This is a genomic window from Hydrogenophaga soli, from assembly GCF_054777695.1.
Genome location: NZ_BAAHAK010000012.1, coordinates 55,169 through 78,976 on the forward strand (window position 1 = coordinate 55,169; position 23,808 = coordinate 78,976).

General features: G+C 68.1%; 22 protein-coding genes. 9 read left to right on the forward strand and 13 right to left on the reverse strand.

The features are described 5' to 3' along the window. Positions 1 to 55 precede the first annotated feature (55 nt). Complete coding sequence (otnI, locus tag ACYVB7_RS18200) at positions 56 to 880, reverse strand: 2-oxo-tetronate isomerase (protein ID WP_460510096.1); 825 nt, start codon at positions 878 to 880, stop codon at positions 56 to 58. 30 nt (positions 881 to 910) lie between these two features. Continuing rightward, positions 911 to 1,312, reverse strand: a complete 402-nt coding sequence (locus ACYVB7_RS18205; protein ID WP_460510098.1) for a rhodanese-like domain-containing protein — start codon at positions 1,310 to 1,312, stop codon at positions 911 to 913. Between the two features lie 101 nt (positions 1,313 to 1,413). On the opposite strand from ACYVB7_RS18205, the gene ftrA reads away from it, so the two are divergent. Beyond that, on the forward strand, positions 1,414 to 2,418 hold the full coding sequence (gene ftrA, locus ACYVB7_RS18210; protein WP_460510211.1) for a transcriptional regulator FtrA: 1,005 nt from the start codon (positions 1,414 to 1,416) through the stop codon (positions 2,416 to 2,418). Positions 2,419 to 2,510: 92 nt separating this feature from the next. Here ftrA and hepT read toward each other — a convergent pair whose 3' ends face one another. From hepT to uvrA, 3 genes are read right to left on the reverse strand one after another with little or no spacing between them, the layout of a single operon-like run. Continuing rightward, the gene (hepT, locus tag ACYVB7_RS18215) at positions 2,511 to 2,924 is read right to left on the reverse strand and encodes a DUF86 domain-containing protein (protein ID WP_460510100.1); all 414 of its coding nucleotides are present in this window, start codon (positions 2,922 to 2,924) and stop codon (positions 2,511 to 2,513) included. Continuing rightward, a complete protein-coding gene (mntA, locus tag ACYVB7_RS18220; protein ID WP_460510102.1) occupies positions 2,906 to 3,331 on the reverse strand; it encodes a type VII toxin-antitoxin system MntA family adenylyltransferase antitoxin in 426 nt (141 codons plus the stop codon). Before mntA ends, hepT begins: the two co-directional genes overlap by 19 nt. A gap of 58 nt (positions 3,332 to 3,389) precedes the next feature. After that, positions 3,390 to 6,389, reverse strand: coding sequence for an excinuclease ABC subunit UvrA (uvrA, locus tag ACYVB7_RS18225; RefSeq protein WP_460510104.1), 3,000 nt, complete (start codon positions 6,387 to 6,389; stop codon positions 3,390 to 3,392). Between the two features lie 104 nt (positions 6,390 to 6,493). Here uvrA and ACYVB7_RS18230 point away from each other — a divergent pair, with 104 nt between their 5' ends. The 7 genes from ACYVB7_RS18230 (at position 6,494) to ACYVB7_RS18260 (ending at position 13,445) form a co-directional block, all read left to right on the forward strand. Beyond that, positions 6,494 to 7,729, forward strand: a complete 1,236-nt coding sequence (locus tag ACYVB7_RS18230) for an MFS transporter (RefSeq protein WP_460510106.1) — start codon at positions 6,494 to 6,496, stop codon at positions 7,727 to 7,729. Between the two features lie 90 nt (positions 7,730 to 7,819). After that, positions 7,820 to 8,386 (forward strand): single stranded DNA-binding domain-containing protein, encoded by a 567-nt coding sequence (gene ssb, locus ACYVB7_RS18235; RefSeq protein ID WP_460510108.1) that lies wholly within the window; start codon positions 7,820 to 7,822, stop codon positions 8,384 to 8,386. A 61-nt stretch (positions 8,387 to 8,447) separates the two neighbouring features. After that, entirely contained in the window at positions 8,448 to 9,629 is a 1,182-nt protein-coding gene (locus tag ACYVB7_RS18240) for an S-methyl thiohydantoin desulfurase domain-containing protein (protein WP_460510110.1), read from the forward strand. A 5-nt stretch (positions 9,630 to 9,634) separates the two neighbouring features. After that, positions 9,635 to 10,624, forward strand: a complete 990-nt coding sequence (locus ACYVB7_RS18245) for a sensor domain-containing diguanylate cyclase (protein WP_460510112.1) — start codon at positions 9,635 to 9,637, stop codon at positions 10,622 to 10,624. A 56-nt stretch (positions 10,625 to 10,680) separates the two neighbouring features. Next, the gene (locus ACYVB7_RS18250; RefSeq protein ID WP_460510114.1) at positions 10,681 to 11,568 is read left to right on the forward strand and encodes a transglutaminase-like domain-containing protein; all 888 of its coding nucleotides are present in this window, start codon (positions 10,681 to 10,683) and stop codon (positions 11,566 to 11,568) included. 11 nt (positions 11,569 to 11,579) lie between these two features. After that, positions 11,580 to 12,407 carry an AraC family transcriptional regulator gene (locus tag ACYVB7_RS18255; protein ID WP_460510213.1) on the forward strand — a complete coding sequence of 276 codons (828 nt, stop codon included), beginning with the start codon at positions 11,580 to 11,582 and terminating at the stop codon, positions 12,405 to 12,407. A gap of 72 nt (positions 12,408 to 12,479) precedes the next feature. Then, a complete protein-coding gene (locus ACYVB7_RS18260; protein WP_460510116.1) occupies positions 12,480 to 13,445 on the forward strand; it encodes a DMT family transporter in 966 nt (321 codons plus the stop codon). A gap of 50 nt (positions 13,446 to 13,495) precedes the next feature. Here ACYVB7_RS18260 and ACYVB7_RS18265 read toward each other — a convergent pair whose 3' ends face one another. Genes ACYVB7_RS18265 through ACYVB7_RS18275 form a run of 3 tightly spaced genes read right to left on the reverse strand, consistent with a single transcriptional unit; the run spans position 13,496 to position 18,259 of the window. Further along, positions 13,496 to 15,847, reverse strand: coding sequence for an ABC transporter permease (locus tag ACYVB7_RS18265; protein WP_460510118.1), 2,352 nt, complete (start codon positions 15,845 to 15,847; stop codon positions 13,496 to 13,498). A 10-nt stretch (positions 15,848 to 15,857) separates the two neighbouring features. Beyond that, a complete protein-coding gene (locus tag ACYVB7_RS18270) occupies positions 15,858 to 16,847 on the reverse strand; it encodes an HlyD family secretion protein (RefSeq protein WP_460510120.1) in 990 nt (329 codons plus the stop codon). Between the two features lie 2 nt (positions 16,848 to 16,849). Continuing rightward, positions 16,850 to 18,259 carry a TolC family protein gene (locus ACYVB7_RS18275; protein ID WP_460510122.1) on the reverse strand — a complete coding sequence of 470 codons (1,410 nt, stop codon included), beginning with the start codon at positions 18,257 to 18,259 and terminating at the stop codon, positions 16,850 to 16,852. A 105-nt stretch (positions 18,260 to 18,364) separates the two neighbouring features. On the opposite strand from ACYVB7_RS18275, the gene ACYVB7_RS18280 reads away from it, so the two are divergent. Continuing rightward, positions 18,365 to 18,973 carry a TetR/AcrR family transcriptional regulator gene (locus ACYVB7_RS18280; RefSeq protein WP_460510124.1) on the forward strand — a complete coding sequence of 203 codons (609 nt, stop codon included), beginning with the start codon at positions 18,365 to 18,367 and terminating at the stop codon, positions 18,971 to 18,973. Between the two features lie 5 nt (positions 18,974 to 18,978). Here the strand turns inward: ACYVB7_RS18280 and ACYVB7_RS18285 are convergent, their stop codons facing one another. The 5 genes from ACYVB7_RS18285 to ACYVB7_RS18305 are packed head-to-tail and all read right to left on the reverse strand — an operon-like array spanning position 18,979 to position 23,598. Further along, positions 18,979 to 19,620, reverse strand: coding sequence for a TetR/AcrR family transcriptional regulator (locus ACYVB7_RS18285; RefSeq protein WP_460510126.1), 642 nt, complete (start codon positions 19,618 to 19,620; stop codon positions 18,979 to 18,981). Positions 19,621 to 19,640: 20 nt separating this feature from the next. After that, a complete protein-coding gene (locus tag ACYVB7_RS18290; RefSeq protein ID WP_460510128.1) occupies positions 19,641 to 20,651 on the reverse strand; it encodes an ABC transporter substrate-binding protein in 1,011 nt (336 codons plus the stop codon). 37 nt (positions 20,652 to 20,688) lie between these two features. Further along, entirely contained in the window at positions 20,689 to 21,873 is a 1,185-nt protein-coding gene (locus tag ACYVB7_RS18295) for an ABC transporter permease (protein WP_460510130.1), read from the reverse strand. 56 nt (positions 21,874 to 21,929) lie between these two features. Further along, positions 21,930 to 22,820 carry an ABC transporter permease gene (locus ACYVB7_RS18300; RefSeq protein ID WP_460510132.1) on the reverse strand — a complete coding sequence of 297 codons (891 nt, stop codon included), beginning with the start codon at positions 22,818 to 22,820 and terminating at the stop codon, positions 21,930 to 21,932. Then, on the reverse strand, positions 22,807 to 23,598 hold the full coding sequence (locus ACYVB7_RS18305) for an ABC transporter ATP-binding protein (protein ID WP_460510134.1): 792 nt from the start codon (positions 23,596 to 23,598) through the stop codon (positions 22,807 to 22,809). Before ACYVB7_RS18305 ends, ACYVB7_RS18300 begins: the two co-directional genes overlap by 14 nt. Between the last annotated feature and the right edge of the window lie 210 nt (positions 23,599 to 23,808).

The following is a 23,808-nucleotide window of genomic DNA, read 5'->3' on the forward strand; positions in this document are numbered from 1 at the left end:
AGGCGGCCTTCCAGCTGCACCTGTTCTGGGGCTCGCTGCTGGCCGGGCTGGCGGTTTACGGGCCGGGGCGCTGGTCGGCAGACCGCTGGCTGGCCCGCCACGGCGCAAACCAGCCCAGCCCCGCCGAGGTGCCCCCGGGGCCCGACGCTCGCGGGCGGTATTCGCAGCCCACAAAACCCCTGTAGCCCAGCGCGTCCAGGCGGGCGAACAGGTGGGCGTAGGCCACCTCGCCCGCGTCGGGCTCGTGGCGGTCGGGCACGCTGGCGATCTGGATGTGGCCCACCCCGGGCAGGTGCTGTTCCAGCCGCCGGGTCAGGTCCCCTTCCATGATCTGGCAGTGGTAGAAGTCCATCTGCACCCGCACATTGGGTTCACCCACGGCGGCCACCGTGTCATGGGCCTGCTGCTGCCGGTTCAGGAAGTAGCCCGGCATGTCGCGGGTGTTGATGGGCTCGATCAGCAGCGTGATGCCGTGCGGCGCCAGCACGCGGGCGGCGGCCTTCAGGTTGGCCACGTAGGTGCGCTGGCGGGTGTCGGCGTCCACCCCCGCCGGGGCCAGCCCGGCCATGGCGTGCAGCCGCTGGCAGCCGGTGGCCAGGGCGTACCGCAAGGCGGTTTGCACGCTGGCGGCAAATTCGGCCTCGCGCCCGGGGTGGCAGGCCATGCCCCGCTCGCCCGCCGCCCAATCGCCCGGCGGCAGGTTGAACAGCGCCTGGGTCAAGCCATGGGCCTGGAGCCGGGCGGCAATGGCCTCGGGCGGGTGCTCGTAGGGAAACAGGCATTCCACGGCCCGGAACCCATCGGCGGCGGCGGCGGCAAAGCGGTCCAGGAACGGCAGCTCGGTGTACAGCAGGGTGAGGTTGGCGGCGAACTGGGGCATGGTGACGGGATTGTGCCGCTGCATGGGCGTTCACGGTGCGGCCAACGACACCAACGCAAACCCTTCATCCAACCAGCCGGTGATGCCTCCGGCCATGAGTTTGACCGGTCGGCCCAACTGGGCCAGGCGCAACGCCCCGCGGGCAGCGCCGTTGCAATGCGGCCCGGCGCAGTAGGTCACGAACAAGGTGTCGGCAGGCCAGCGGGCCATGACCGACTCCACCATCTTGCCGTGCGGCAGGTTGACGGCCCCAGGCACATGCCCTTTGGCGTACAGCGCGGGGCCTCGAACGTCCAGCAGCACAAAGTCGGGGCCTTTGGACAGGGCATCGTGCACGTCCCAGCAATCGGTTTCGAAGGTGAATTCGGCGGCAAAGTGGGCCTGGGCGGCACTGGCCGATGCGGCAGGAACTTGGGACACGGCGGTGGTCATGGGAACAAGGCTCGCAACAGGGTTGGACACGCCCCCAGTGTTCCCGGCCCCACCCGCCGCCACAATGGCGCTGAGTGACAACCATGGAAAGAAACACGCCAATGCCCGCGCCCGCCGACACCCCTGCGCCGCCCCTCACCGGCCCTTTGGTGGTGGCCCCGGTGTACGACGGTTTGTGCACGTTCGAGTTCTCCATCGTGGCCGAGGTGTTTGGTCTGCCCCGCCCCGAAATGGGCACGGGGTGGTACCGCTTTGCCAGTGCCGCCATCGAAGACGGCCCCTTGCGTGCCCACGGTGGCTTGCGCGTGCAGGCTAATGCCCGGGCCGATCTGCTGGAGCAGGCCGACCTCATCGTCATCCCCGGGTGGAAGGGCCCTGATGTGCCCGTGCCTGACGCGCTGACGCAGCCATTGCGCCGCGCCTGGGCGCGGGGTGCACGGCTGGCTTCCATCTGTTCGGGGGCGTTTGTGCTGGCCGCCACCGGCTTGCTGGATGGCCGACGCGCCACCACCCACTGGCGCTACGCGAACCAACTGGCCCAGCGCCATCCGGCGATTGAGGTGGATGCCCAGGTGCTTTACGTGGAAAGCGACCGCCTGCTCACCTCGGCAGGCAGTGCCGCGGGCATGGACCTGATGCTGCACATCGTGCACCAGGACTTTGGCCTGGAAGCCGCCAACCGGGTGGCACGCCGGCTGGTGATGCCCACCCACCGGCAGGGCGGACAAGCGCAGTTCATTGAGCGGCCCGTGCCGCCCGACAGGCATGGCCGGCTGGCCCACCTGCTGGACACCTTGCAAGCCAACCTGGCCCAGCCCTGGACGGTGGAACGCATGGCGGCCCGATTGGCCATGAGCCCGCGCAGCTTTTTGCGCCACTTCAAGGCCGCCACCGGGTGCACCCCGGGCATTTGGCTGGACACGGCCCGGCTGCAAGAGGCCCGCCGACTGCTGGAGTCCACCGCCTTGCCCATCGAACAGGTGGCCGAACAAGCCGGTTTTGGCACCGTGCAGGCCCTGCGCCGCCAGTTCCGGCAGACGCTGGGGGTGTCACCCCGCGACTTCAGGCGGGCGTTTTCAAATACCGCCGCAGATGCTGCCCGGTGAAGTGGGTCGTCCCCGCAAACAACATTGGGAACGTGAGACGGCCTGCGGACACGGAGATTGACGATTGAACGTTTGGTCGATGGTGCTGTTGCTCAACCCAATCGCGCCGCCACCACGCGCGCAAACGCCGTGAAATCCCCCAAATGATCGTGCGCAATGCGGTGGACCATGTGCCAATTGATGGCGTTGTAGCTGTGGACAGCGATGTTGCGAAACCCCACGGCCTTTTTGAGACTGGTGGCCAACTCGGCACTCAACACCCCTTCGCGGGCGAGGATGTCAAAGGTCTGGCCCATGGTGTCGGGAGGCGGCGTGTTCATGCCGGCAATGAGGTGTGCGCCCACATCCACACACAGCTGCACCGCCCGGCTGAGGTTGAGAGAGACGATGTCTTGCAGGTCAAAGTCTGACTCCAACTGCACCGGATCGGCGGGGCATTTGAGCTCGATGCGATGCAAGCACCGACGCAGTGACTCCAGCTTTTGCTCTACAACGGAGGCATCCATGCAGCCCGCCTTTCTGACAACAAACGATGGCGATACGGAGCGAAGTCGGCCTGCTCGAACAGGTTGCGGCTGATCAGCCGACCATAGGCGGCATCATCGCCCCACACCCTGCGCCCGTGCCGCACGATTTCACCCAGCAGGGGGGGCGACGCAAGCTGTAAATCGATCAAATCCACAGGGCGTCCTGTCTCTTGGGCCAGGGCATCGACGATGTCCCAGCGCTCCTCCGCCGTCAGTGCCCCTGACCGGCTGGCAACAGCCATGTCCAGGTCGCTGTCGGGGCGAGCGGTTCCGCGAGCCACCGAGCCAAAAACCAACGCCAGGGTCAACTGCGGAAAGCGCATCACCACCCGACGCAAGGCAGCGTCGGGCGGGCTTTCGGGCTCGGGGTTTGAAGCACTCGTCACACGCATCCTTACAGCATCGCCACGCAGGGAACCTTACCGCAGAACCGACCCGCTGCAATCAGTGGTGCCGAGGCAAATACCGCCGCAAATACCGCCCCGTAAAGCTCGCCTCACAAGCGGCCACATCCTCGGGCGTGCCTGCGACCACCAGCGTGCCGCCGCCTGCGCCGCCTTCGGGGCCCATGTCCACCAGCCAGTCGGCCGTTTTGATGACGTCCAGGTTGTGCTCGATCACCACCAGGGTGTTGCCCGCGTCGCGCAGCTGGTGCAGCACCTTCAGCAGCAGTTCGATGTCGGCAAAGTGCAGGCCGGTGGTGGGTTCGTCCAGGATGTAGAGCGTGCGCCCGGTGTCGCGTTTGCTGAGTTCCAGCGCCAGCTTCACCCGCTGGGCTTCGCCGCCGCTGAGGGTGGTGGCGCTTTGGCCCAGGCGGATGTAGCTCAGGCCCACGTCCAGCAGGGTTTGCAGCTTGCGGTGGATGCTGGGCACGGCGCTGAAGAATTCGGCCGCTTCGGCCACCGTCATGTCCAGCACCTGGGCAATGTTCTTGCCCTTGTATTGCACCTCCAGCGTTTCGCGGTTGTAGCGCTGGCCGTGGCACACGTCGCAGGGCACGTACACGTCGGGAAGAAAGTGCATTTCCACCTTCACCACGCCGTCGCCCTGGCAGGCTTCGCAGCGCCCGCCGCCACTGCCTTGCGCCACGTTGAAGCTGAAGCGCCCCGGGCCGTAGCCGCGCTCCTTGGCGGTGTTGGTTTCGGCCATCAGCTCGCGGATGGCGGTGAACACCCCGGTGTAGGTGGCCGGGTTGCTGCGCGGGGTGCGGCCAATGGGGCTTTGGTCCACGTTGATGACCTTGTCGAAATGCTCCAGCCCCTGAATTTCTTCGTGCGGCGCGGGCTCTTCGTGGCTGCGGTACAGGTGTTTGGACACCGCGGTGTACAGCGTGTCGTTGACCAGCGTGCTCTTGCCCGAGCCGCTCACGCCGGTCACGCAGGTCAGCAACCCGATGGGGAAGGGCACGGTCACGTTTTTCAGGTTGTGGCCGCTGGCGCCCACCACGGTCACCCAGTCCCACGGGGTGTGGCGCTCGCTGGGCACGGCAATCTGGCGCGTGCCGTTGAGGTACTGGCCGGTGGGCGAGTCGGGCGTGGCGGCCACTTGGTCGGGCGTGCCCTGGGCCATGATGCGCCCGCCGTGCACACCCGCGCCGGGGCCCATGTCGATCACATGGTCGGCCGTGCGGATCATGTCCTCGTCGTGCTCCACCACCAGCACGGTGTTGCCCAGGTCGCGCAGGTGTTGCAGCGTGGCAATCAGGCGGTCGTTGTCGCGCTGGTGCAGGCCGATGCTGGGCTCGTCCAGCACATACATCACCCCGGTCAGGCCCGCGCCAATCTGGCTGGCCAGGCGGATGCGCTGGCTCTCGCCGCCGCTCAGGGTTTCGGCGCTGCGCTCCAGGCTGAGGTAGTTCAGGCCCACGTCGTTCAGGAACTTGAGGCGCTGGCGGATTTCGTGCACCACCTTGGCGGCAATGTCGCCCTTGGCCCCGGTGAGCTGCAGGGCCTGGAAGTAGGCGTAGGCCTCGCCCAGGGTGACATGGCTCACGTCAAAAATGGCGCGCTTTTGCGCCCCCTCGCCCACGAACACATGGCGGGCCTCGCGGCGCAGGCGGCTGCCGTGGCAGTCGGGGCAGGGCTGGGTGGCGCGGTAGCGGCCCAGTTCTTCGCGCACATGGGCGCTGTCGGTTTCGCGGTAGCGGCGCTCGAAGTTGTGGACCACGCCCTCGAACGGGTGCTCCTTGGTCACCTTCTTGCCCTTGCCCGCGCCGGAGTCGATCACGTACTGGAAGGCCACCGCCTCGTCGCCCGATCCGTACAGCAGCACCTGCTGCGCCTGCTGGGGCAGGTCTTCCCAAGGGGCTTCGGGGTCGAAACCGTAGTGCTTGGCCAGGCTTTCCACCATGGAGAAGTAGTAGCCGTTGCGTCGGTCCCAGCCCTTGATGGCCCCGCTGGACAGGCTGAGCGTGGGAAAGGCCACGATGCGCTCGGGGTCGAACACCTCCGAATGCCCCAGGCCGCTGCAGGTGGGGCACGCCCCCTGCGGCGAGTTGAACGAGAACAGCCGCGGCTCCAGTTCGGCCAGCGAGTAGCTGCACACCGGGCAGGCAAATTTAGAGGAAAAAAGCCTCTCTGCGCTTTCAGAAAAAGCGCGAGCAGCTCCTTTTTCAGGAGCAACCGGTGCGCCATCGAGGTTGAGCACCAGGGCGCGGCCTTCGGCCAGGCGCAGTGCGGCCTCGAAGCTTTCGGCCAGGCGCTGGCGTTGGGCCAGGTAGGCCTGGGTGTCCTCGCCGTCCGCCGGGGCGTTGGCGGGCGGCGTGGCACGCACCTTGAGGCGGTCCACCACCACGTCGATGTCGTGCTTGTGGGTCTTGTCCAGCTCGGGCAGTTCGTGGCTTTCCACCACCTGGCCGTTGACGCGAAAACGCACGTAGCCCTGGGCAATCAGCGCCTCGAAGGTGTCGTGGAACTCGCCTTTGCGCTCGCGGGCAATGGGTGCCAACACCATGAGTTTGCTGCCTTCGGGCCAAGCCAGCACCGTGTCCACCATCTGGCTCACGCTCAGGGCGGCCAGCGGTTCGCCGTGTTCAGGGCAGTGCGGGGTGCCGGCGCGGGCGAACAGCAGGCGCAGGTAGTCGTGGATTTCGGTCACCGTGCCCACGGTGGAGCGTGGGTTGTGGCTGGTGGCCTTCTGCTCGATGCTGATGGCGGGCGACAGCCCTTCAATCAAATCCACATCGGGCTTGTCCATCAGCTGCAGGAACTGGCGGGCGTAGGCGCTCAGGCTTTCCACGTAGCGGCGCTGGCCCTCGGCGTACAGGGTGTCGAAGGCCAGGCTGCTTTTGCCCGAGCCCGACAGCCCGGTGATCACCACCAGCTTGTCGCGCGGGATGTCCAGGTCGATGTTCTTCAGGTTGTGGGTGCGCGCACCCCGCACGCTGATGCGCTGCTGGCGCAGCGCGTTGGCAAGGTAGGGGGCGTCGTCGTGGGGGGTGGACATCGGGCGGCAGTCTGATCAAGGCAACCGGGCATTATCGGACGCGCCCCCGGCCTTGTGGGTGGATGGCGGAGAATCACGGCTTTTCGTGCCCCTGCGCCTTGCCCATGCGCTCTGCCGTGTCCAGCCCAGCCTCCGCCATCTCCACAGCCCCCGCTTCCAACACCATGACGCCACTGGAGCGGCGCGCCAGCCTGTCCCTGGCGGCGGTGTTTGCGCTGCGCATGCTGGGGCTGTTCCTGGTGTTGCCGGTGTTCATGCTGGAAGCGCGCCACTACCCGGGCGGTGACGACCCCGCGCTGGTGGGCATGGCCATGGGGGCTTACGGCCTGACGCAGGCGCTGATGCAGATGCCCCTGGGGCTGGCCAGCGACCGCTGGGGGCGCAAGCGCGTCATCCTGCTCGGGCTGGCCCTGTTTGCCCTGGGCAGCCTGGTGGCCGCCTGGGCCCCCACGGTGCAGTGGCTGATGGTGGGGCGTGCCGTGCAGGGCTCGGGCGCCATGTCGGCCGCCATCACCGCGCTGCTGGCCGACCTGACCCGCGACGAGGTGCGCACCAAGGGCATGGCCCTGGTGGGGGCCAGCATCGGGCTGACGTTTGCCGTGTCGCTCATGCTCTCGCCACCGCTCACCGGGCTGGTGGGCTTGTCGGGCGTGTTCCTGCTGACCTGCCTGCTGGCCATTCTGGGCGCGGTGGCCGTGCGCTGGTGGACCCCGGACGAACCGGTGCGCCAGCAGACCGAGGCCCGCGGACGGTTGGCCGACGTGATCGCCCACCCCCGCCTGTGGCGGATGTACCTGGGGGTGTTTGCGCTGCACAGCATCCAGGTGGCCATGTGGATGGCCGTGCCCGCCATGCTGACCACCACCGGCCTGCCCCAGCCCGAGCACTGGAAGGTGTACCTGCCGGCGGTGCTGGGCTCCTTCCTGCTGATGGGCGGGCTGTTCGCCCTGGAGCGCCGCGGCCATTTGCGCACGGTGCTGCGCGGGGCGGTGGCCCTGCTGGTGCTGGTGCAGGTCGGCTTTGGGTGGCAGGCGCTGGGGCAGTTCAGCCTGTGGGCCCTGGCGGGGCTGCTGTTCCTGTTTTTCGTGAGCTTCAACATCCTGGAAGCCAGCCAGCCCAGCCTGGTGTCGCGCATGGCCCCGGTTCATGCCCGTGGCGCGGCGCTGGGGGTGTACAACACCCTGCAATCGGTGGGCTTTTTTGTGGGCGGGGCCATGGGCGGGGCGCTGGCCAAATGGGGCGGTTCGCCCGTGCTGTTTGCAGCCTGCCTGCTGGTGGCGGTGTTGTGGCTGCTGCTGGGCTGGGGCCAGCCGGTGCCCGAAGTGCCGTTGCAGCGCTGACCTCTGTTGCAGGCGTGCGGTGGCTGGCACAATCCACCACCTCCCGAATCCTCCAACCCGTTTCACCCACCTGACAGGGACTCACCCGCCATGGCATCGGTCAACAAAGTCATCCTCATCGGCAACTGCGGACGCGACCCCGAAATCCGCTACCTGCCCTCCGGCCAAGCCGTGGCCAACGTCACCATCGCCACCTCCAGCCGCCGCAAGGACCGCAGCAGTGGCGAAACGGTGGAAGACACCCAGTGGCACCGCGTCACCTTCTACGACCGCCTGGCCGAAATCGCCGGTGAGTACGTCAAGAAAGGCCGCCCCGTGTACGTGGAAGGCCGCCTGAAGTACGGCAAGTACACCGGCCAGGACGGCGTGGAGCGCAACACGGTGGACATCATCGCCACCGAGCTGCAACTGCTGGGCAGCCGCGAAGGCATGGGCGGCAGCCCCGCCGGTGGCGGCGACGAAGGCGGCTACGACGCCCCCGCACCCGCCCGACGCCCCGCACCGCCCGCGGGCAACCGTGGCGGCTACGGCGGCGGCAGTGGGGGTGGCAGCGGCGGCGGTTATGGCGGCGGCGCGCCCCGCCCGGCGCCCGCCCCGGCCACACCCGCCAAGTCGTCCAGCGGTTTTGACGACATGGACGACGACATTCCGTTCTGAAGCCGCCTGCTACAGTGTTCGAAAGCATCGAACACGATGCACCCCACGACAAGGCCTTTTCATGAGCGTGCATCAATTTGGGCTGACGGATTTCCAAGCGGTGGCAGCCGGTGCCGCCGTGCTGGCCAGTGGGGGCGGCGGCAGTTACCAGGATGCGCTGCACATCTTGCAGCAGATGGCCCACAGCGGCTGGAACGGCACCGTCACCGTGCAGCCCTATGACGGCAGCTCCAGCGCCTGCGTGCTGGCCATCATGGGGTCGCCCGATGCCGCCCAAGAGCTGAGCCTGGAGGCCGTCACGCAGGCCATGTCCAACACCACCCAAGTGCTGCAAGCCGCCACCGGCGAAACGCTGCAATGCCTGATCCCGGTGGAAATCGGCCCCATCAACTCCCTGGCCCCGCTGATTGCGGCGGCACAGTCTCAAGGCAAGCTGTGGGTGGTCAATGGCGATGGGGCCGGGCGTGCGGTGCCCGAACTGCCCCAAACCACCTACGCCGGCAGCGCCACGCTGCCCCCCAGCCCGGCGGCACTGGCCAGCGATGCAGCAGTGCCCGCCCAGCTTGAATCCGCCGTGCTCCAAGCCAGCACGGCCACCAAGGTGGAGTCCCTGGCCGGGGGCGTGGTGGCCGCCTTTGGGGGCTACAGCGGCCTGGCCATGTGGCCCTCCACCGCGGCCAACGGCCATGCCCTGAGCGGCAGCTACATCGCCGACACCCTGGTGCAGACCCGTGACCTCGGGCTGTTGCTGCTGGGGGCCACGCAGCCCTTGTCCACCACCCAGGTGGCGGAGGCCATTGCCCTGCTGACCCAGCGCAGCACCGATGTGCTGGCGCAGAACTTCTACATCACCAGCGTGACGCAGGCCACCTCCAGCGCGTCGCTGGACTGCGGCGTGATCCGCCTGGACAACACGCCCCACCCCGACCACAGCACCGACACCCGCTACCTGTACAACATGAATGAGAACCTCATCATGTACAACACGGCGAACGCGGTGCCCGATGCGGTGGCCCCCGACTCCATTTGTTACTACTCCGAAGGCACTGGGCAGGGCTTTTCCAATGCGTCGGATGACCTGGCGCTGTACTTCGACGCCACCACCGGGCAAAGCACCGGGGTGGCCGTCAGCGTGATCCGGGTGCGCACGGCCCCCGCGCTGTACCAGGCCCCGGGGGTTCTGGCGTCTTTTGCCAGCCTGCTCAGAAGCATCGGCTACGCCGGTGCATTGCCGTCGACCTGAGCACCATGGGCGAGGCCGACCTTTACCGTGACCGCCTGGCCCTGGCCCTGGAAGCCGCGGGCCTGGACCTGTGGGAAAACAACCTGCTCACCGGCGAGGTCACCCGCAAGGCGTCTCAGACCTATCTGAGCCTGGGCTACAGCGAACAAGAGTCCGCAGCCCACTTGGAACAGGTCTTTCAACTGATGCACCCAGACGACGTCGGAGAGGTCAAGGCGTCGGTCGACGCCCACCTGTCGGGCCGCACACCGCAATACCGTTGCGAATTCCGCCTCAAGGCCAAGGATGGGCGCTGGGTGTGGTTTGCCAATTACGGCAAGGTGATGGATGCCCATGCCGACACGCCGGGCCAGCGCTTCATCGGCGTGACCTTCAACATCGACGACCGCAAGCGCCGCGAGCAGGAGATGGAAGACATCAACCGCCAGCTGGCCGAAAAAAACGCCCTGCTCGAAAGCTACAACCTCCAACTGGAACTGCTGGCCACCACCGACTCGCTGACCGGCCTGGTCAACCGGCGTCGGCTGATGGAGCTGGGCGTGAGCGAATGCAAACGGGTCGAACGTTTCCGCCATGCGCTGTCGCTGTTGATGATCGACATCGACTTCTTCAAGGCCGTCAACGACGCCTGGGGCCACCAGGTGGGCGACCACGTCATTTGTGCCGTGGCCGACGCCTGTGCCCAACGCGTTCGCCAGGGGGTGGACACGGTGGCCCGCGTGGGGGGTGAAGAGTTCGTGGTGCTGCTGCCCGAAACCGGGCACGCCCAAGCCCATGCGCTGGCCGAAACGCTGCGGCAGGCGGTGGCGGCGCAACCCGTGTCGGTGAACGACCGGGGCGAGCTGGTGCACTTCACCGTCAGCATTGGCGTGGCCACCCACTGCATGGGTGGCCCCGACGCCTTCGAACTCCTGCTCAACCAGGCCGACAAGGCCTTGTACAAGGCCAAACAGGCCGGACGCAACCAGGTTCAAGGGCCACCGAACACCGCTTGAGCGGAAACACCCGCCGCCATCCGCACCTCAGGCACGATTCGTGCGCTAATGCCTGCATGGTTCGTTTGCATGCACACATTGGCCTGTCCTACGACGTGGCCGCCCCCGGGGCGGACTTCATCTTCAACATCCAGGCCGCACGCACCGCGCAGCAGCGCGTGGTGTCCGAGCGGTTGAGCATCCAGCCCTCGCGCGGCATGACCGAGAGCACCGACGCCGTCACCGACAACCGCATCCTGCGCCTGTCGGCCCCGGCGGGGCGACTGGACATCAGCTACCAATGCACCGTGGACGTGCGCCACCACCGCGCCGAACCGGCGCAGGTGCCCGAAGTGCCGCTGGCCGAACTGCCCGACAGCGTGCTGCCCTACCTGTACCCCAGCCGCTACTGCCCCTCGGACGCGCTGGGCAGCATGGTCATGGGCCTGTTCGGTCAACTGCCGCGGGGCTACCTGCGCGTGCAGGCGGTGCAGGACTGGGTGCAGCAGCAGGTGGCCTTCAAGTCCAACACCAGCCACTCGGGAACCTCGGCGCTGGACACCCTGCGCGACCGCCAGGGCGTGTGCCGCGACTTTGCCCACCTGATGATTGCGCTGTGCCGGGCCCTCAACATCCCGGCGCGCTTCACCACCGGCATCGATTACGGGGCCGACCCCGCCCTGGGCCCGCCCGATTTCCACGCCTATGTGGAGGTGTACCTGGGCGGGCGCTGGTACATCTTCGACCCCTCGGGCACCGCCATCCCCATGGGCTTCATCCGCATCGGCACGGGGCGGGATGCGTCCGACGTGTCGTTCGCCACCATTTTTGGCAGCTTCACCGCGCCGCCCCCGCTCATCCAGATTCGCGCAGAATCGGCCGAGGCGGGCTTTGAGCCCCCCACCCGCCAACCCTTGGCCTTTTCCACGGCGTCCGCCGCGTTCAACCTCTTCACCTCCCCGTGACCGCTCCCCGCATGCAGGGCGTTCCCCCGCAATTCGACAGCCCCACCGACCAGGCCGAGTTCCGCCCCGCCGGACACCGCGCCGGGGTGGAGCTGTACCGCGCCCACATCGTGCGCCATGTGTTCGACCCCCACACCCACGACGCCTACGGCTTTGGGGCCATCGAACACGGCGTGGAGCGGTTTCGCTGCAGCGGCAGCGACCACCTGGCCCCGCCCGACTCCCTGGTGCTGATGAACCCCGACGTGCTGCACACCGGCCGCGCCGAAACCGCGGGCGGCTGGCGCTACCGCATGATCTACCTCACCCCGCAGGTGCTGGCCGAGGTGTCGGGCGAGGACGGCTGGTGGTTCGACCAGACCGTGGTGGACAGCGACCGCCCCCGCGCCCAGCGCGTCTCGCGCCTGCTGCAAACCCTGTGGGCCACCACCGACCCGCTGACCACCGACGGCCTGCTGCACCAACTGGTGATGGAACTGCGCCCCCTGGCCCGCCGCCGCCCCACCGGGCACGACGGCGCCGCGCCCCGCTTTGCCGCGGTGCTGGACCACATGAACGACCACCTGGCCGACCGCCTGACGCTGGACGACCTGGCCCGTGTGGCGGGCCTGAGCCCCTTCCACTTCCTGCGCCAGTTCCAGCGCCAGCACCACGTGTCACCCCACCAGATGCTGATGGCGCGCCGCCTGGTCAGCGCCAAGCAGCGCCTGGCCGCAGGGATGGCCCCGGCCGAGGTGGCCGCCGCCACCGGGCTGTGCGACCAGTCGCACCTCAACAAGGCCTTTGTGCGCCGCTACGGCGTCACCCCCGCCCGCTACCAGCGCCAGGTCAGGGGCTGAGCGCAAGCTGGTACAAGACCCGCGCCACCGTTTCGGTCACACTCGCGGCCTTTGAACCGAATGGACTGAGCGATGGTGACTGGTGTGGCGTTTGCCCTGGCGGCGGGCCTGATGTGGGGGCTGGTGTTTGTGGGGCCGTTGCTGCTACCCGAATACCCCCCGGCGCTCCAGGCCTTCGGGCGCTACCTGGCCTTCGGGCTCATCGCCCTGCCCCTGGGCTGGCTGGACCGGGCCGAACTGTCGCGCCTGACCCGGGCCGACTGGCTGGAGGCCCTCAAACTCTCGGTGGTGGGCAACCTGCTGTACTACATCTGCCTGGCCAGCGCCATCCAGCGCACCGGCGGGCCACTGCCCACCATGATGATCGGCACGCTGCCGGTGGTGATTGCCATCAGCGCCAACCTGCTCAACCACCAGCGCGACGGGCGCCTGCCCTGGGCGCGGCTGGCCCCCTCGCTGCTGCTGATTGCCGCGGGCATCGCCTGCGTCAACCAGGTGGAACTGAGCCTGCTGGCCCACAACCCCGACGCCGACCTGCCCCGCTACGCCAGCGGTGCCGCACTGGCCGTGGTGGCCGTGGCCTGCTGGACCTGGTACCCCCTGCGCAACAGCAACTGGCTGCGCGACCACCCCGGGCGCAACCCGCGGGCCTGGGCCACCGCCCAAGGGCTGACCACCCTGCCCTTGGCTGTGGTGGGTTACGCGCTGTTCTGGGTCTGGACGGCGTGGGGGCCGTCCACCGTGGCCGAGCCCTTCCCCATGCCCTTTGGCCCCCGGCCCGCCGCCTTCGTGGGGTTGATGGTGGCCATCGGCCTGCTGTCCTCATGGGTGGGCACGCTGTGCTGGAACGAAGCCAGCCAGCGCCTGCCCACCGCGCTGGTGGGGCAGCTCATCGTGTTCGAAACCCTGTCTGCGCTGACCTATGCGTTTGTGTGGCGACAGCAATGGCCCGCGCCGCTCACGCTGGTGGGCATCGGCCTGCTGCTGGCCGGGGTGCTGTGGGCCACACGCATCCGGCCAGAGCCTGTGGAAATTTAAGAAAAACTGGCCTATAGCGCTTTATTTACAAGCGCAAGCAGCTATCAAATTCATACTGACTCAACCGCTGCAGCTGGCCCTGTGGGGGACTCGGTCTGCCGGGTCAACCCCCACAACAGCCCAAACGCCACCGCACCCAAGCCCCCCAGCACCGCCAGCTGGGGCAGCACCATGGACACGCTGGCCCCCAGCTCGTTCAGGCGAAGCGATGCCTGCACCCCGGCGGTGCTGGGCAACAGCCAGCGCAGCAGCTGCGAGGGCTCCGGCAGGGCCTGGGCGGGCCACGAGAACCCGGCCAGAAACGCCATGATGGGGGTGGTGAACAGCAGCACCTGCACCGCACGCTCGCGCTGGCCGAACCACAGCCCCAGCAAGCAGCCCAGCGACGCGATGGCCGGGCTGTACACCGCCAGCAGCACCAACGCCCCCCAAGGGTTGCCGCCACGGGGGTAGTCGTTCATCAGGTACACGCAGCCAAAGTAGAACAGGCCGCTGATCCAGCCCATCAGGCTGAGCACCCCCACCCGGCCCAGCCAGGTGCGGGCCGACACCCGGTGCCGCCCGGCCTGTGTCCAGCCACCGCCGAGCACCGCCGCGCCCATCAGCAGGGTTTGCTGCAGGATGAGCAGGGCCACCGCTGGCACCACAAAGCTGCCGTACCCCTCGGTGGGGTTGAACAGGGCCACGGTGCTCAGGCGCACCGGCTCGCGCTGGGTGTGGGCCTGGCGGGGGCTTTGGCCCCGCGCCTCCAGCTGGCGGATTTCCACCGCCGCCGACACCGCGCCCACGGCCTCGGCCAGCCCCTGCGCCACGTTCTTGGCCACCAGGGGCCGGGTGCCGTTGGCCACAATGACCGCCGTGGCCGCCTGCCCATGGGTGACGTGGCGCTTGAGGTCCACGGGCAGCAGCAGGTAGCCCTGCACCTCGCCCCGGGCCAAGGCGTCACGGGCGTCGGCCTCGTCCAACACCGTGTGGACCACCTCCAGCCTGGGGTTGGCCTGGGCCAGGCGGGTGATCTGGCGCGACAGGTTGCTGTGGTCCTGGTCCACCACCGCCACCGGTGTGCGCCGCACCACCTCCTGGGCATAGAACCAGGGGTAGTAGAAGCCGTACAGCAGCGGCCCGCCCAGCAGCAACATCATCACCGCCTTGTCGCGCAGCACGGTCTGCAGGCTGTGCCGCCAGCCGGTGGCGGTGGCCGCGGTGAAGGCGGCCTGTTGGGTCAGTGGGGCGAGCACGTCCTCGGGCAAGGGCGCGGACTGGAGCCGGTGCACGGCCAACCCGGCCAGCCCCCACAACACCGCCGCCGCCACGGCCAGGCCCGCCACGGTGGCGGCGCTGTGGGCCACCGGGGTGCCCATCTGCAGTTGCTCGGTCTGCAGGCGGATGTAGTGGGTGTACGGCATGGCCAGCGCCCAGGCCCGGGCACCGCCCGACATGGCCGCCAGCGGAAACCCCACGCCGCTGAAGGCAAACGCCGGGGACGACAAAAACCCCGCCCCCGACAAGGCCGTGGCCAGGGAACGGGTGAGGCCCACCAGCAGCGCGCCCGTCAACAACGACACCGCCACCAGCAGCCACAGGCCGGCCAGCACCACCCACAGGCTGCCCGCCGGGGCCCAACCCCGGCCCAGGGTGGCAGCCACCATGGCCACACTGCCGATGCCCCCCAGGCTGAACCCCGGCACGGCCAGCTTGCCCAGCAGGGCCTGAGCGACGTGGCCACGGGTGGCTGCGTTCAGCCATTCGGCCAGGGTGCGGTCCCGCAGTTCGCGGCCCACGGCCCACACCCCGGCGGTCATGGCCAGGATGTGCAGCACCGCCGGAATGAGGGACAGGCCCAGAAAGGGCTCGTAATCGCCCGCTGGGTTGAACAGGTTGTGTGCCCGCACCTGAATGGGCATGAAGCTGGCCTTGACCGCCTGCGGCGCTTCACCGCGTTTGGTGCGGGCCGTGGCCTCCACCCCGGCGCTGAGGGTGCCCACCGCCGTGCGCACGTCCCGCTGCACGATGCCGGAATGGGTGGCGAACTGGGCGTTGTGCAGCAGCGTCACGTCGCCCACGTGGCCGGTTTTCACGTCGCGTTCGAAGTCGGCGGGGATGGCCACCACCGCGTACACGGACACCGAGCGCAGGGCGGCGTCGGCTTGCGCCGTGTCGGGCAGGTGGGCACTGACATGGATACCGGGCGCCGCGTCCAGCAGGCGCACCAGCTGGCGGGAGAGTGCGGAATGGTCCTGGTCCACCACCGCCACCGGCAGCTGCCGCGGCACGCCGGTGGAAAACATCCACCACACCAGCGCCAGCGCCAGCATCGGCACCCAGGTGACCATGGCCAGCTCCCAGGGGCTGCGGCGCAGGCGGGCCAGTTCGCGGCGGGCGCTGTGGAGGCAGGGGGTCATGCGGGCTCCGTCACTGCACCAGCACGCTCATGCCGGGGCGGGCCCCGGCGATGGGGCTCAGGGGGCGGGCTTTGACCTCGAAGGTCTTGGCGTCAAAGCCCTGGCCCGAGCGGGTGGCCCGCCAGGTGGCAAAGTCGGGCAGGGCCCCGGTGTGGTAGACCTTGAAGCGCGCGGTCTGCCCGCCCAGCGCGGGCAGCATGGCGTCGAACTCGGTGCCCACCGCAAAGCGCTGCAATTTGTCCTCGCGCACGTTCAGCACCACCCACTGGTCTTGCAGGTCCACCACCGTGACCATGGGCACGCCTTGGGGCGACAGTTCACCACGCCGGGCCAGCACCTTGGCCACCTCGCCCGCCACGGGGCTTTTCAGCTCGGTTTCGGCCTGGGCCGCCTGCACCTCGGCCACCAGCCCGGCCACCTGGCGGGACTGGGCGCCCGCGGCGGCCCGGTCCTCGGCCCGGGCACCGGCCTTGACCAGGTCGTACTGCGCTTTGGCGGCCAGGGCCTGGTCACGGGCGGTCTTGTGGTTGGCCTCGGCCTCGTCGCGCTTCTGGGCCGGCACCAGGCCGTCGCGGGCGAGGCCGTCGATGCGTTTGAACGTGCGTTCGGCCAGCTCGGCAGCAGCAGCGGCGCGCTGCCAATTGAGGCGGGCCATGTCGATTTCCTGCGGGCGTGCGCCTTGTTCGGCCTTGGCCGCCTGGGCCTTGGCCGCGTCCTGCGCTGCGGTGGCCTGCGCCAGCTTGGCGGCCACCTCGGGGCTGTCGAGGCGGACCAGGGGAACCCCGACGGTCACCACATCGCCTTCGCGCACCAGCACCTCGGACACGCGGGCGGACACCTTGGCGGCAATGTCGGTTTCCTGGGCTTCCATCTGGCCTTGGAACACCTCGGGGGCGGGGCGCGAGGCCTCCCAAAGCCCCCAGGCCGCCGCGGCCCCAAGGATGACGAGGGCCGCGGTGGCGGCGAGGGTGGCTTTGCCAGCGGTGCGAGGGGCGGTCATGTTCATTTCACCTGGATGTCGGCTTTCGCCATGTAGTGCGTGAAGTCTTGGGTGCGGCCACAGCTCTCCAGCAGTTCGGCCAGGGCCTTGACGTAGTCGTAGGCGGCACGGGCCTGCTCGGTCTGCACCTTGGCCACGTTCAGTTCGGCGTCGATCAGTTCCAAGGGCGTGGCGGTGCCCGCACTCACCCCGGCACGGCGCAGGCGCAACACTTCCTGGGCCAGGTCCACGCTGGGGGCCAGCGACGCATAGGCGCGGCGCGCCTGCTCCAGCGCCAGCCAGCGCTTTTCCACCAGCAGTTCGATGTCGCTCTGGGCCTGTTCTTTCAGCCGTTGCGCCTGCTGCACGTCACGCTCGGACGCCTGGGCCAGGGTCTTGCGGTCGATGGCGTCCAGCAGCGACCAGCGCACGCCCACCCCCGCCACCCAGTTGGCGTCCCGGCCCGTCTTGAGCTGGCGCTCGCCAAACGCAAACACCTGGGGGCGGCGCAAGGCGTCCTCTGCCTCACGCAGCTGTTCGGCCTGGCCTTTCTTGGCGTCCACCTTGGCCAAGCCCGGATGGTGGGCCAGGGCCAGGTCGACAAAGTGCGCCAGCGGCTCCACCGGTTGGCTGCTGACGAACAAGGGGCTGGTGGGCTGCACAGGCTCGGTGGCCTTGAGGGTGCGCGTCAAGGCCACGGCGGCCAGCGCGGCTTCGTCGTCGGCCTTGCGGGCCTGACGGCGGGCGTCTTCCAGGGCCACGCTGGCCTGCAGGCGGTCCACCCGGGCCATCACCCCGGCGTCCATCATCTTTTGGGCGGCGGCATCGTGCTGCGCGATGTTGGCCAGCGCGGCCTGGTGCAGGTCGGCCGCCCGCTGGGCGAGTTGGGCGCCAAAGTAGCGCTGCACCAGCACGCCATCCACCTCCTCGTGAACCTGGGCCGCTTCGGCGCGTGCTTCGGCCACGCGTTCACCCATCAGGCGCTGGGCGGCCTGCGTCGCCCCCCCGGTGTACAGGGGCCACACGCCGGTGACCGCGGCGGTGGTCTGGGTGGCGTGTTGGCGGGTGGTGTAGCTGGGTGGCAGGCTGGGCAGCCCGGCAAAGGCCCCGCGCAAGGCCGGGGGCAGGTGCGCCACGGTGCTGGCCAGGGCAGGCCCCAAGGGGCTGATGTCCAAGTTCAGGCTGGCGTTGTAGACGTAGGTGGCCCCGGACAGGCTGAGCACCGGCCCCCCCAGGTTGCGGGTGGCGTCGCGGCGCAGCTCGGCCCCTTCCACCCCCTGGTGAGACGCCGCCAAGCGGTCGGAGCGGGCCAGCAGTTGGCGCTGGGCGTCGTCAAACGCCAGGAGCTCGGCCTGCACCCCGGGCGACGCAACGGCCAGAAGGCCCGCCAGCATCAGCAAGGGGTGCCGCCTTGGGCAAAAGGGGAATGTCATGATGGCAGGCATTGGTACTACACGGTACCAATATCGTCACCTACACTCGCGGTACTGTCAAGTACCAATTGATTTTTTGTGGCACCCCAACCCGCTCCGCCCCCCATGGACCATCGCGCCCGGCTGCTGGAGGCCATGGCGCACACCGTGGCCGCCAAAGGTTATGGCGACACCACCTTGGCCGACATCGTGGCCGCGGCCAACGTGTCGCGGCGCACGTTCTACGAGCACTTTGCCGACAAGGCCGAGTGCCTGTTGGCGCTGTATGAACACGGCAGCAACCGGCTGGTGGAGCGGGTGCGCAGTGCCATTGACCCGCAAGCCGACGGACCGCACCAAGTCCGGCAAGCCATGGCCGCGTACCTGGACACCCTGGCCCTGCACCCCGAGTTGCTGCGCACGGTGTTCATGGACATCCTGGCACTGGGGGAGCGTGGGTTGGCGGTGCGGCGTCAGGGCTACGAGCGTCTGGCCGACCTGGTGGTGGAAATGTCACGCCGCCGTGCAGCGCAAACCGGCGGCCAGGCCTTGTCCATGCCGCTGGCCATGGCGGTGGTGGGGGGCGTCAATGAACTGGTGCTGATGCACATCGAGCAGGGTCGAACCGAACACCTGCACGAGTTGCTGGACCCTGCCTGTGCGCTGCTGATGGCGGTGGCACATTCAACGGTGAGCCCGACGGGCGACGACCCACGCCCGCACGGAACCGCCTGAGGGCCTCAGGCCGACAGGCCGCAGCCCCGCAACACCAAGCCCACCACATGGCGCGTGGCACGCTCGTGGTCGGCGGGCGTCAACTCTGTCTTGCCCAGCACGGCGCGGATCTGCACGTCAAAGTCGGCGTAGGTCTGCGTGGCCGACCAGATGGAGAAAAAAAGGTGGGTGCTGTCCACCGGGGCCATGCGGCCCTGGGACACCCACAGGTCGATGACCGCGGCCTTTTCGGCCACCAGGGCGCGCAGGGTGGTGGCGAGCAGGTCCTGGATTTCGGTGGCCCCGTGCAGCAGCTCGTTGGCAAACACCCGCGAGGCATGGGGCCGTTCGATGGCCATGCGCATCTTGTCGCGGATGTAGGCTTCCAGCGCCGAACGCGGATCGGCATCGGGGGTGATGCCGTGGGTGGGCTCCAACCAGCCGCGCAGCGTGCGGTCGAGCACGGCACGGTAGAGCTCTTTTTTGCTGCCGAAGTAGTAGTGCAGGTTGGCCTTGGGCAGGCCCGACGCCTCGGCAATGGCGGCCATGGTGGCCCCACCAAACCCCGCCCCGGCAAACACGCGCTCGGCGGCTTCCAGGATCAAGGCTTCGTTGGCCTGGCGGATGTGGGCCTTGGCCCCGCCTTCGGTGATGTCGGTGCTGCTCAAAGGCCCTCCTGACTGTGTGCTCACTTGGCGGCGGCGTCCCACACGGCGTGGGAGTAGGCGGCCTTGCCGGGGTCTTTCTTGATGACGGGGGACGAACCGCCCGTCATCAGCACCTTGACCGTGCGCTCGTAGGCGGCGGGGTCCAGGTAGCCGATCTTGGGGCTGTTGGCGTTGCTGATGAGCTTGGCCACGTTCTCCATCTGGCGTTGCTGCACCTTGACGGTGGCGCTGCCCGAGGCATCCTGCGCCACCACGATCTTGGCGGCTTCTTCGGGGTTCTTGACGGCGTCGTTCCAGCCCTTGAAGCTGGCCTTGAGGAACTTGGCCATCTTGGCGACGAACTTGGGGTCTTTCAGGCTGCTGTCGAGCACGTACAGGCCGTCTTCCAGCGAAGCGGCGCCCTGTTCTTCGTAGAAGAAGGGGATCAGGTCGCTTTCCTTCACGCCCGCGTCGATCACCTGCCAGTACTCGTTGTAGATCATGGTGGAGATGCAAGCCGCCTGGTTCTGCAGCAGCGGGTCGACGTTGAAGCCTTGCTTGAGCACCTTGATGTCGGTGTCGGGCTTGTAGCCCAGCTTGCCCATCCAGTTCAGGAAGGGGTATTCGTTGCCGCCAAACCAGACGCCCAGGGTCTTGCCCTTGAAGTCCTTGGGACTGGCAATGCCCGCCGATTTCTTGCAGGTCAGCATCAGGCCGGACTTGTCGAACACCTGGGCGATGTTCACCAGGGGCACACCGGCTTCGCGGGCGGCCAAGGCGTCGGGCATCCAGTTGACGATCACGTCGGCCGACTTGCCGGCAATGACCTGCACGGGCGAGATGTCGGGGCCTCCGGCCTTGATGGTCACGTCCAGGCCGGCGTCCTTGTAGTAGCCCTTGGCCTGGGCCACGTAGTAGCCCGCGAACTGGGCCTGCGGCACCCACTTGAGCTGGATGGTCACCTTGTCTGCTGCGTGGGCAGCCACACTGCCCAACGCACACACGGCGGCCAACGCCGTGGTCAGCACCGATACTTTGAACGAACGCTTCATGGGGAACTCCTTGTGGGAAAAAAATGAACCGCCACCCTCACGTGGCCGCACGCACCGACGGATGCCAGAACGCCACCCGGCGTTCCAACCTCACTAGCAAGGCGTAGGCCACAGAGCCTGTGACTGCCGCCACCGCAATCGCCCCCCACACCAGCGGCATGTTCATGCGCGATGCCTCGGTGGAGATGCGAAACCCCAGGCCCGCCGTGGGCGAGCCAAAAAACTCGGCCACGATGGCCCCGATGAGCGCCAGCGTGGCATTGACCTTGAGCGCCCCCACCACAAACGGAAAGGCCGAGGGCAGGCGCAGGTCGCGCAGCGTCTGGGTGTAGCTGGCCGCGTAGGTGTGCATCAACTCACGCTGCAACTTGTCCGCCGCGTGCAAACCCGCCAGCGTGGACACCAGCATGGGGAAGAAGGTCATCAACACCACCACCGCCGCCTTGCTGGGCCAGTCGAACCCGAACCACATGACCGCGATGGGCGCCACGCCCACCAAGGGCACCGTGCTGGTGAGCGAGGCCAAGGGCAGCAGCCCACGCTGCAAGAATGGCGCACGGTCGATGGCGATGGCCACCCCGAAACCCAGCCCGCAGCCCAGCAACCAGCCCACCACCACGGACTTCAGCACCGTCTGCACAAAATCGCCCGCCAGTTTGTCGGCATGCTCCATCAGCGCCACGCCGATGAAACTGGGGGCCGGCAACAACACCCGGGGCACGCCCAGGCCCAGCGTCAGCACCTGCCAGAACACCAGCACCCACAGCCCGAACACCGCCGCCGCCAACCAGCGGTCCATCCACTGGCCGTCCAGCAAGGCCATGCGTTGGATGGACAGCACGGCCAGCGCCGCCAGCGACAACACAGGCAGCCAGAAGCCCGCGGCCCCTTCCACCTCGCCCAGGGCGGGCGGCAGTTGCGCCCAGCACAGCCCGGCGGCCAAGGCCACCACGGCCACCGCCACGCTGCCCCAGCGGCTGGGCACTTGCAGGCCCAGCAGCCCCGCCAGCGCCAAGCCCAGCAGCCCTGCCAAACCCCAGCCGTGGTGCCAGGCCCCGGGTGCCGTGGCCACGGTCTGGCCGTCGGTCGGTGCCGTCAGCCCATAGGCCAGGGACAACAGGGTGGCACCCAAGGCCAACACCGCCCACAACGCGCCCGGGCGTGGCGTGCGCACGGCGGTCAGCGGCGCATCCACGGCATTGGCCCGCCCGTTTTCTTGCAATGTTTTTACTTTCTCACGCTTTTCATGATTGGCAATATTGCTATTGTTTTGAGATCTCACTTCTTGCCTCCCTTTTGCAGCACCAGGCGCTCGAATGCGGCCACCGCCGCGGTCAGCGCCATGCCCAGCAAGGAAGCCATGAGCAAGGCCGACCAGATCTGCACCGTGTTGCCGTAGTACGAGCCCGTCAGCAGCCGTGCCCCCAGGCCGGCTTGCGCACCCGTGGGCAGCTCGGCCACCATGGCCCCCACCAGGCCCGCCGCAATGGCCACGCGCAACGCTGGAAACAGGAAGGGCAAGGCCGACGGCATGCGCAGCATCCAGAACGCCTGCCAGCGCGACGCGGCGTAGGTGTGCATCAGCTCGGTTTCGATGCGCTGCGGGCTGCGCAAGCCCTGCACCATGGCCACCGTGACCGGGAAGAAACACAGGTACATGGCAATCACCGCCTTGGGCAACACCCCGGCAAAGCCCAGGCTGCCCAGAATGACCAGCACGATGGGCGCGATGGCCAGCACGGGAATGGTTTGCGACGCCACGATCCACGGCAGCAGCGCACGGTCCAGCGAGCGCGAGTGCACGATGAGCGCAGCCAGCACCACGCCCAGCACCGTGCCCATGGCAAAACCCAGCAAGGTGGCTTCGCCGGTCACCACCACATGAAACAGCAGGTTGCGCGGCGAGTTCAGCGGCCAGTCGACCAGGCTGCTCCAGAAGTCCAGCGCCACCTGGTGCGGCGAGGGCAACACCGGCCGCTCCATCGACAAGGTGGCCCGCAACAGGTCGGTCCAGGTCCAGGGCTGGTTTTGGGGCTCCAGCACGCGTTCAATGGCCCCCTGGGCATTCAAGCCCCAGGCGCCCAGGTACCACAGCAGCAACACCACCGCCGCCACCAATGCCACCGGCCCGGCGTTGGCCTTCCAGGGGGCGCGTTCAATGGTGGCCATCGGCCAGGGCCTCCCGCACTTCGTGCGCCAGCTGCATGAACTCCGGGGTGTCGCGCAACCCCAGGTGGCGCTCGTCGGGCAAGGTGGAGTCAATCACCTTGACGATGCGCCCGGGCCGCGGCGACATGACCACGATGCGGGTGGACAGGTACACCGCTTCGGCAATGGAGTGGGTGACGAACACCACCGTGCGCCGCTCGCGCTGCCACAGTTGTTGCAACTGTTCATTCAGGTTGTCGCGGGTGATCTCGTCCAGGGCGCCAAACGGCTCGTCCATCATCAGGATGCGTGGCTCAAACGCCATGGCCCGGGCAATGGACACCCGTTGCTGCATGCCGCCCGACAGTTGCCAGGGGTATTTCTTTTCGAAGTTGGCCAGGCCCACCCGCCCCAGCTGCTCGCGGGCGGTGGCTTCGGCCGTGGCCTTGTCCAGGCCCTGGATCTGCAAGGGCAGCATCACGTTGGACAACACCGTGCGCCACGGGAACAGCGCGGGGGCCTGGAACACGTAACCATAGGCGCGGCGCAGGCGTGCGTCATGCGGCGTGAGGCCATTGACCAGCACCTCCCCTGAGGTGATGGGCTCCAGGTCGGCAATCACCCGCAGCAAGGTGGTCTTGCCGCAGCCTGAAGGCCCGATGAGGGAGACAAACTCCCCTTGCTCAATGTCGAGCTGGATGTCCTGCAAGGCATGAACCGGGGCGTCCGGGGCGGGGTAGACCACGTGCGCCTGCCGGACCTGGACCGCGTGGGGTGCAGCTGGAATGGATGTCGTCATGGGAGCCAGAATCCTCAGGAACCTGACCAATCGGCCAGGAAGTCCAATGTAAAGCAATGGCTGTGCCAACCGGCTGGTGGTTTTCCCCAGAAGGTGACCCCTCGCCATGCACCAAAGCGGCGAAGTGATGCACCAGATTGTGCGCTTGGGCCTCTGCATGGCCCCGTACGCCCGGGCACCTATAATCCTGTGCCCGCTCCGGGTTCCCCC

Excerpts from the sequence above, each read along its gene's own strand:
- otnI (WP_460510096.1), bottom strand. The coding sequence starts at position 880 with ATGCCCCAGTTCGCCGCCAACCTCACCCTGCTGTACACCGAGCTGCCG.
- ACYVB7_RS18205 (WP_460510098.1), bottom strand. The coding sequence starts at position 1,312 with ATGACCACCGCCGTGTCCCAAGTTCCTGCCGCATCGGCCAGTGCCGCC.
- ftrA (WP_460510211.1), top strand. The coding sequence starts at position 1,414 with ATGCCCGCGCCCGCCGACACCCCTGCGCCGCCCCTCACCGGCCCTTTG.
- hepT (WP_460510100.1), bottom strand. The coding sequence starts at position 2,924 with ATGGATGCCTCCGTTGTAGAGCAAAAGCTGGAGTCACTGCGTCGGTGC.
- uvrA (WP_460510104.1), bottom strand. The coding sequence starts at position 6,389 with ATGTCCACCCCCCACGACGACGCCCCCTACCTTGCCAACGCGCTGCGC.
- ACYVB7_RS18230 (WP_460510106.1), top strand. The coding sequence starts at position 6,494 with ATGCGCTCTGCCGTGTCCAGCCCAGCCTCCGCCATCTCCACAGCCCCC.
- ssb (WP_460510108.1), top strand. The coding sequence starts at position 7,820 with ATGGCATCGGTCAACAAAGTCATCCTCATCGGCAACTGCGGACGCGAC.
- ACYVB7_RS18240 (WP_460510110.1), top strand. The coding sequence starts at position 8,448 with ATGAGCGTGCATCAATTTGGGCTGACGGATTTCCAAGCGGTGGCAGCC.
- ACYVB7_RS18245 (WP_460510112.1), top strand. The coding sequence starts at position 9,635 with ATGGGCGAGGCCGACCTTTACCGTGACCGCCTGGCCCTGGCCCTGGAA.
- ACYVB7_RS18250 (WP_460510114.1), top strand. The coding sequence starts at position 10,681 with ATGGTTCGTTTGCATGCACACATTGGCCTGTCCTACGACGTGGCCGCC.
- ACYVB7_RS18255 (WP_460510213.1), top strand. The coding sequence starts at position 11,580 with ATGCAGGGCGTTCCCCCGCAATTCGACAGCCCCACCGACCAGGCCGAG.
- ACYVB7_RS18260 (WP_460510116.1), top strand. The coding sequence starts at position 12,480 with ATGGTGACTGGTGTGGCGTTTGCCCTGGCGGCGGGCCTGATGTGGGGG.
- ACYVB7_RS18265 (WP_460510118.1), bottom strand. The coding sequence starts at position 15,847 with ATGACCCCCTGCCTCCACAGCGCCCGCCGCGAACTGGCCCGCCTGCGC.
- ACYVB7_RS18270 (WP_460510120.1), bottom strand. The coding sequence starts at position 16,847 with ATGACCGCCCCTCGCACCGCTGGCAAAGCCACCCTCGCCGCCACCGCG.
- ACYVB7_RS18275 (WP_460510122.1), bottom strand. The coding sequence starts at position 18,259 with ATGACATTCCCCTTTTGCCCAAGGCGGCACCCCTTGCTGATGCTGGCG.
- ACYVB7_RS18280 (WP_460510124.1), top strand. The coding sequence starts at position 18,365 with ATGGACCATCGCGCCCGGCTGCTGGAGGCCATGGCGCACACCGTGGCC.
- ACYVB7_RS18290 (WP_460510128.1), bottom strand. The coding sequence starts at position 20,651 with ATGAAGCGTTCGTTCAAAGTATCGGTGCTGACCACGGCGTTGGCCGCC.
- ACYVB7_RS18300 (WP_460510132.1), bottom strand. The coding sequence starts at position 22,820 with ATGGCCACCATTGAACGCGCCCCCTGGAAGGCCAACGCCGGGCCGGTG.
- ACYVB7_RS18305 (WP_460510134.1), bottom strand. The coding sequence starts at position 23,598 with ATGACGACATCCATTCCAGCTGCACCCCACGCGGTCCAGGTCCGGCAG.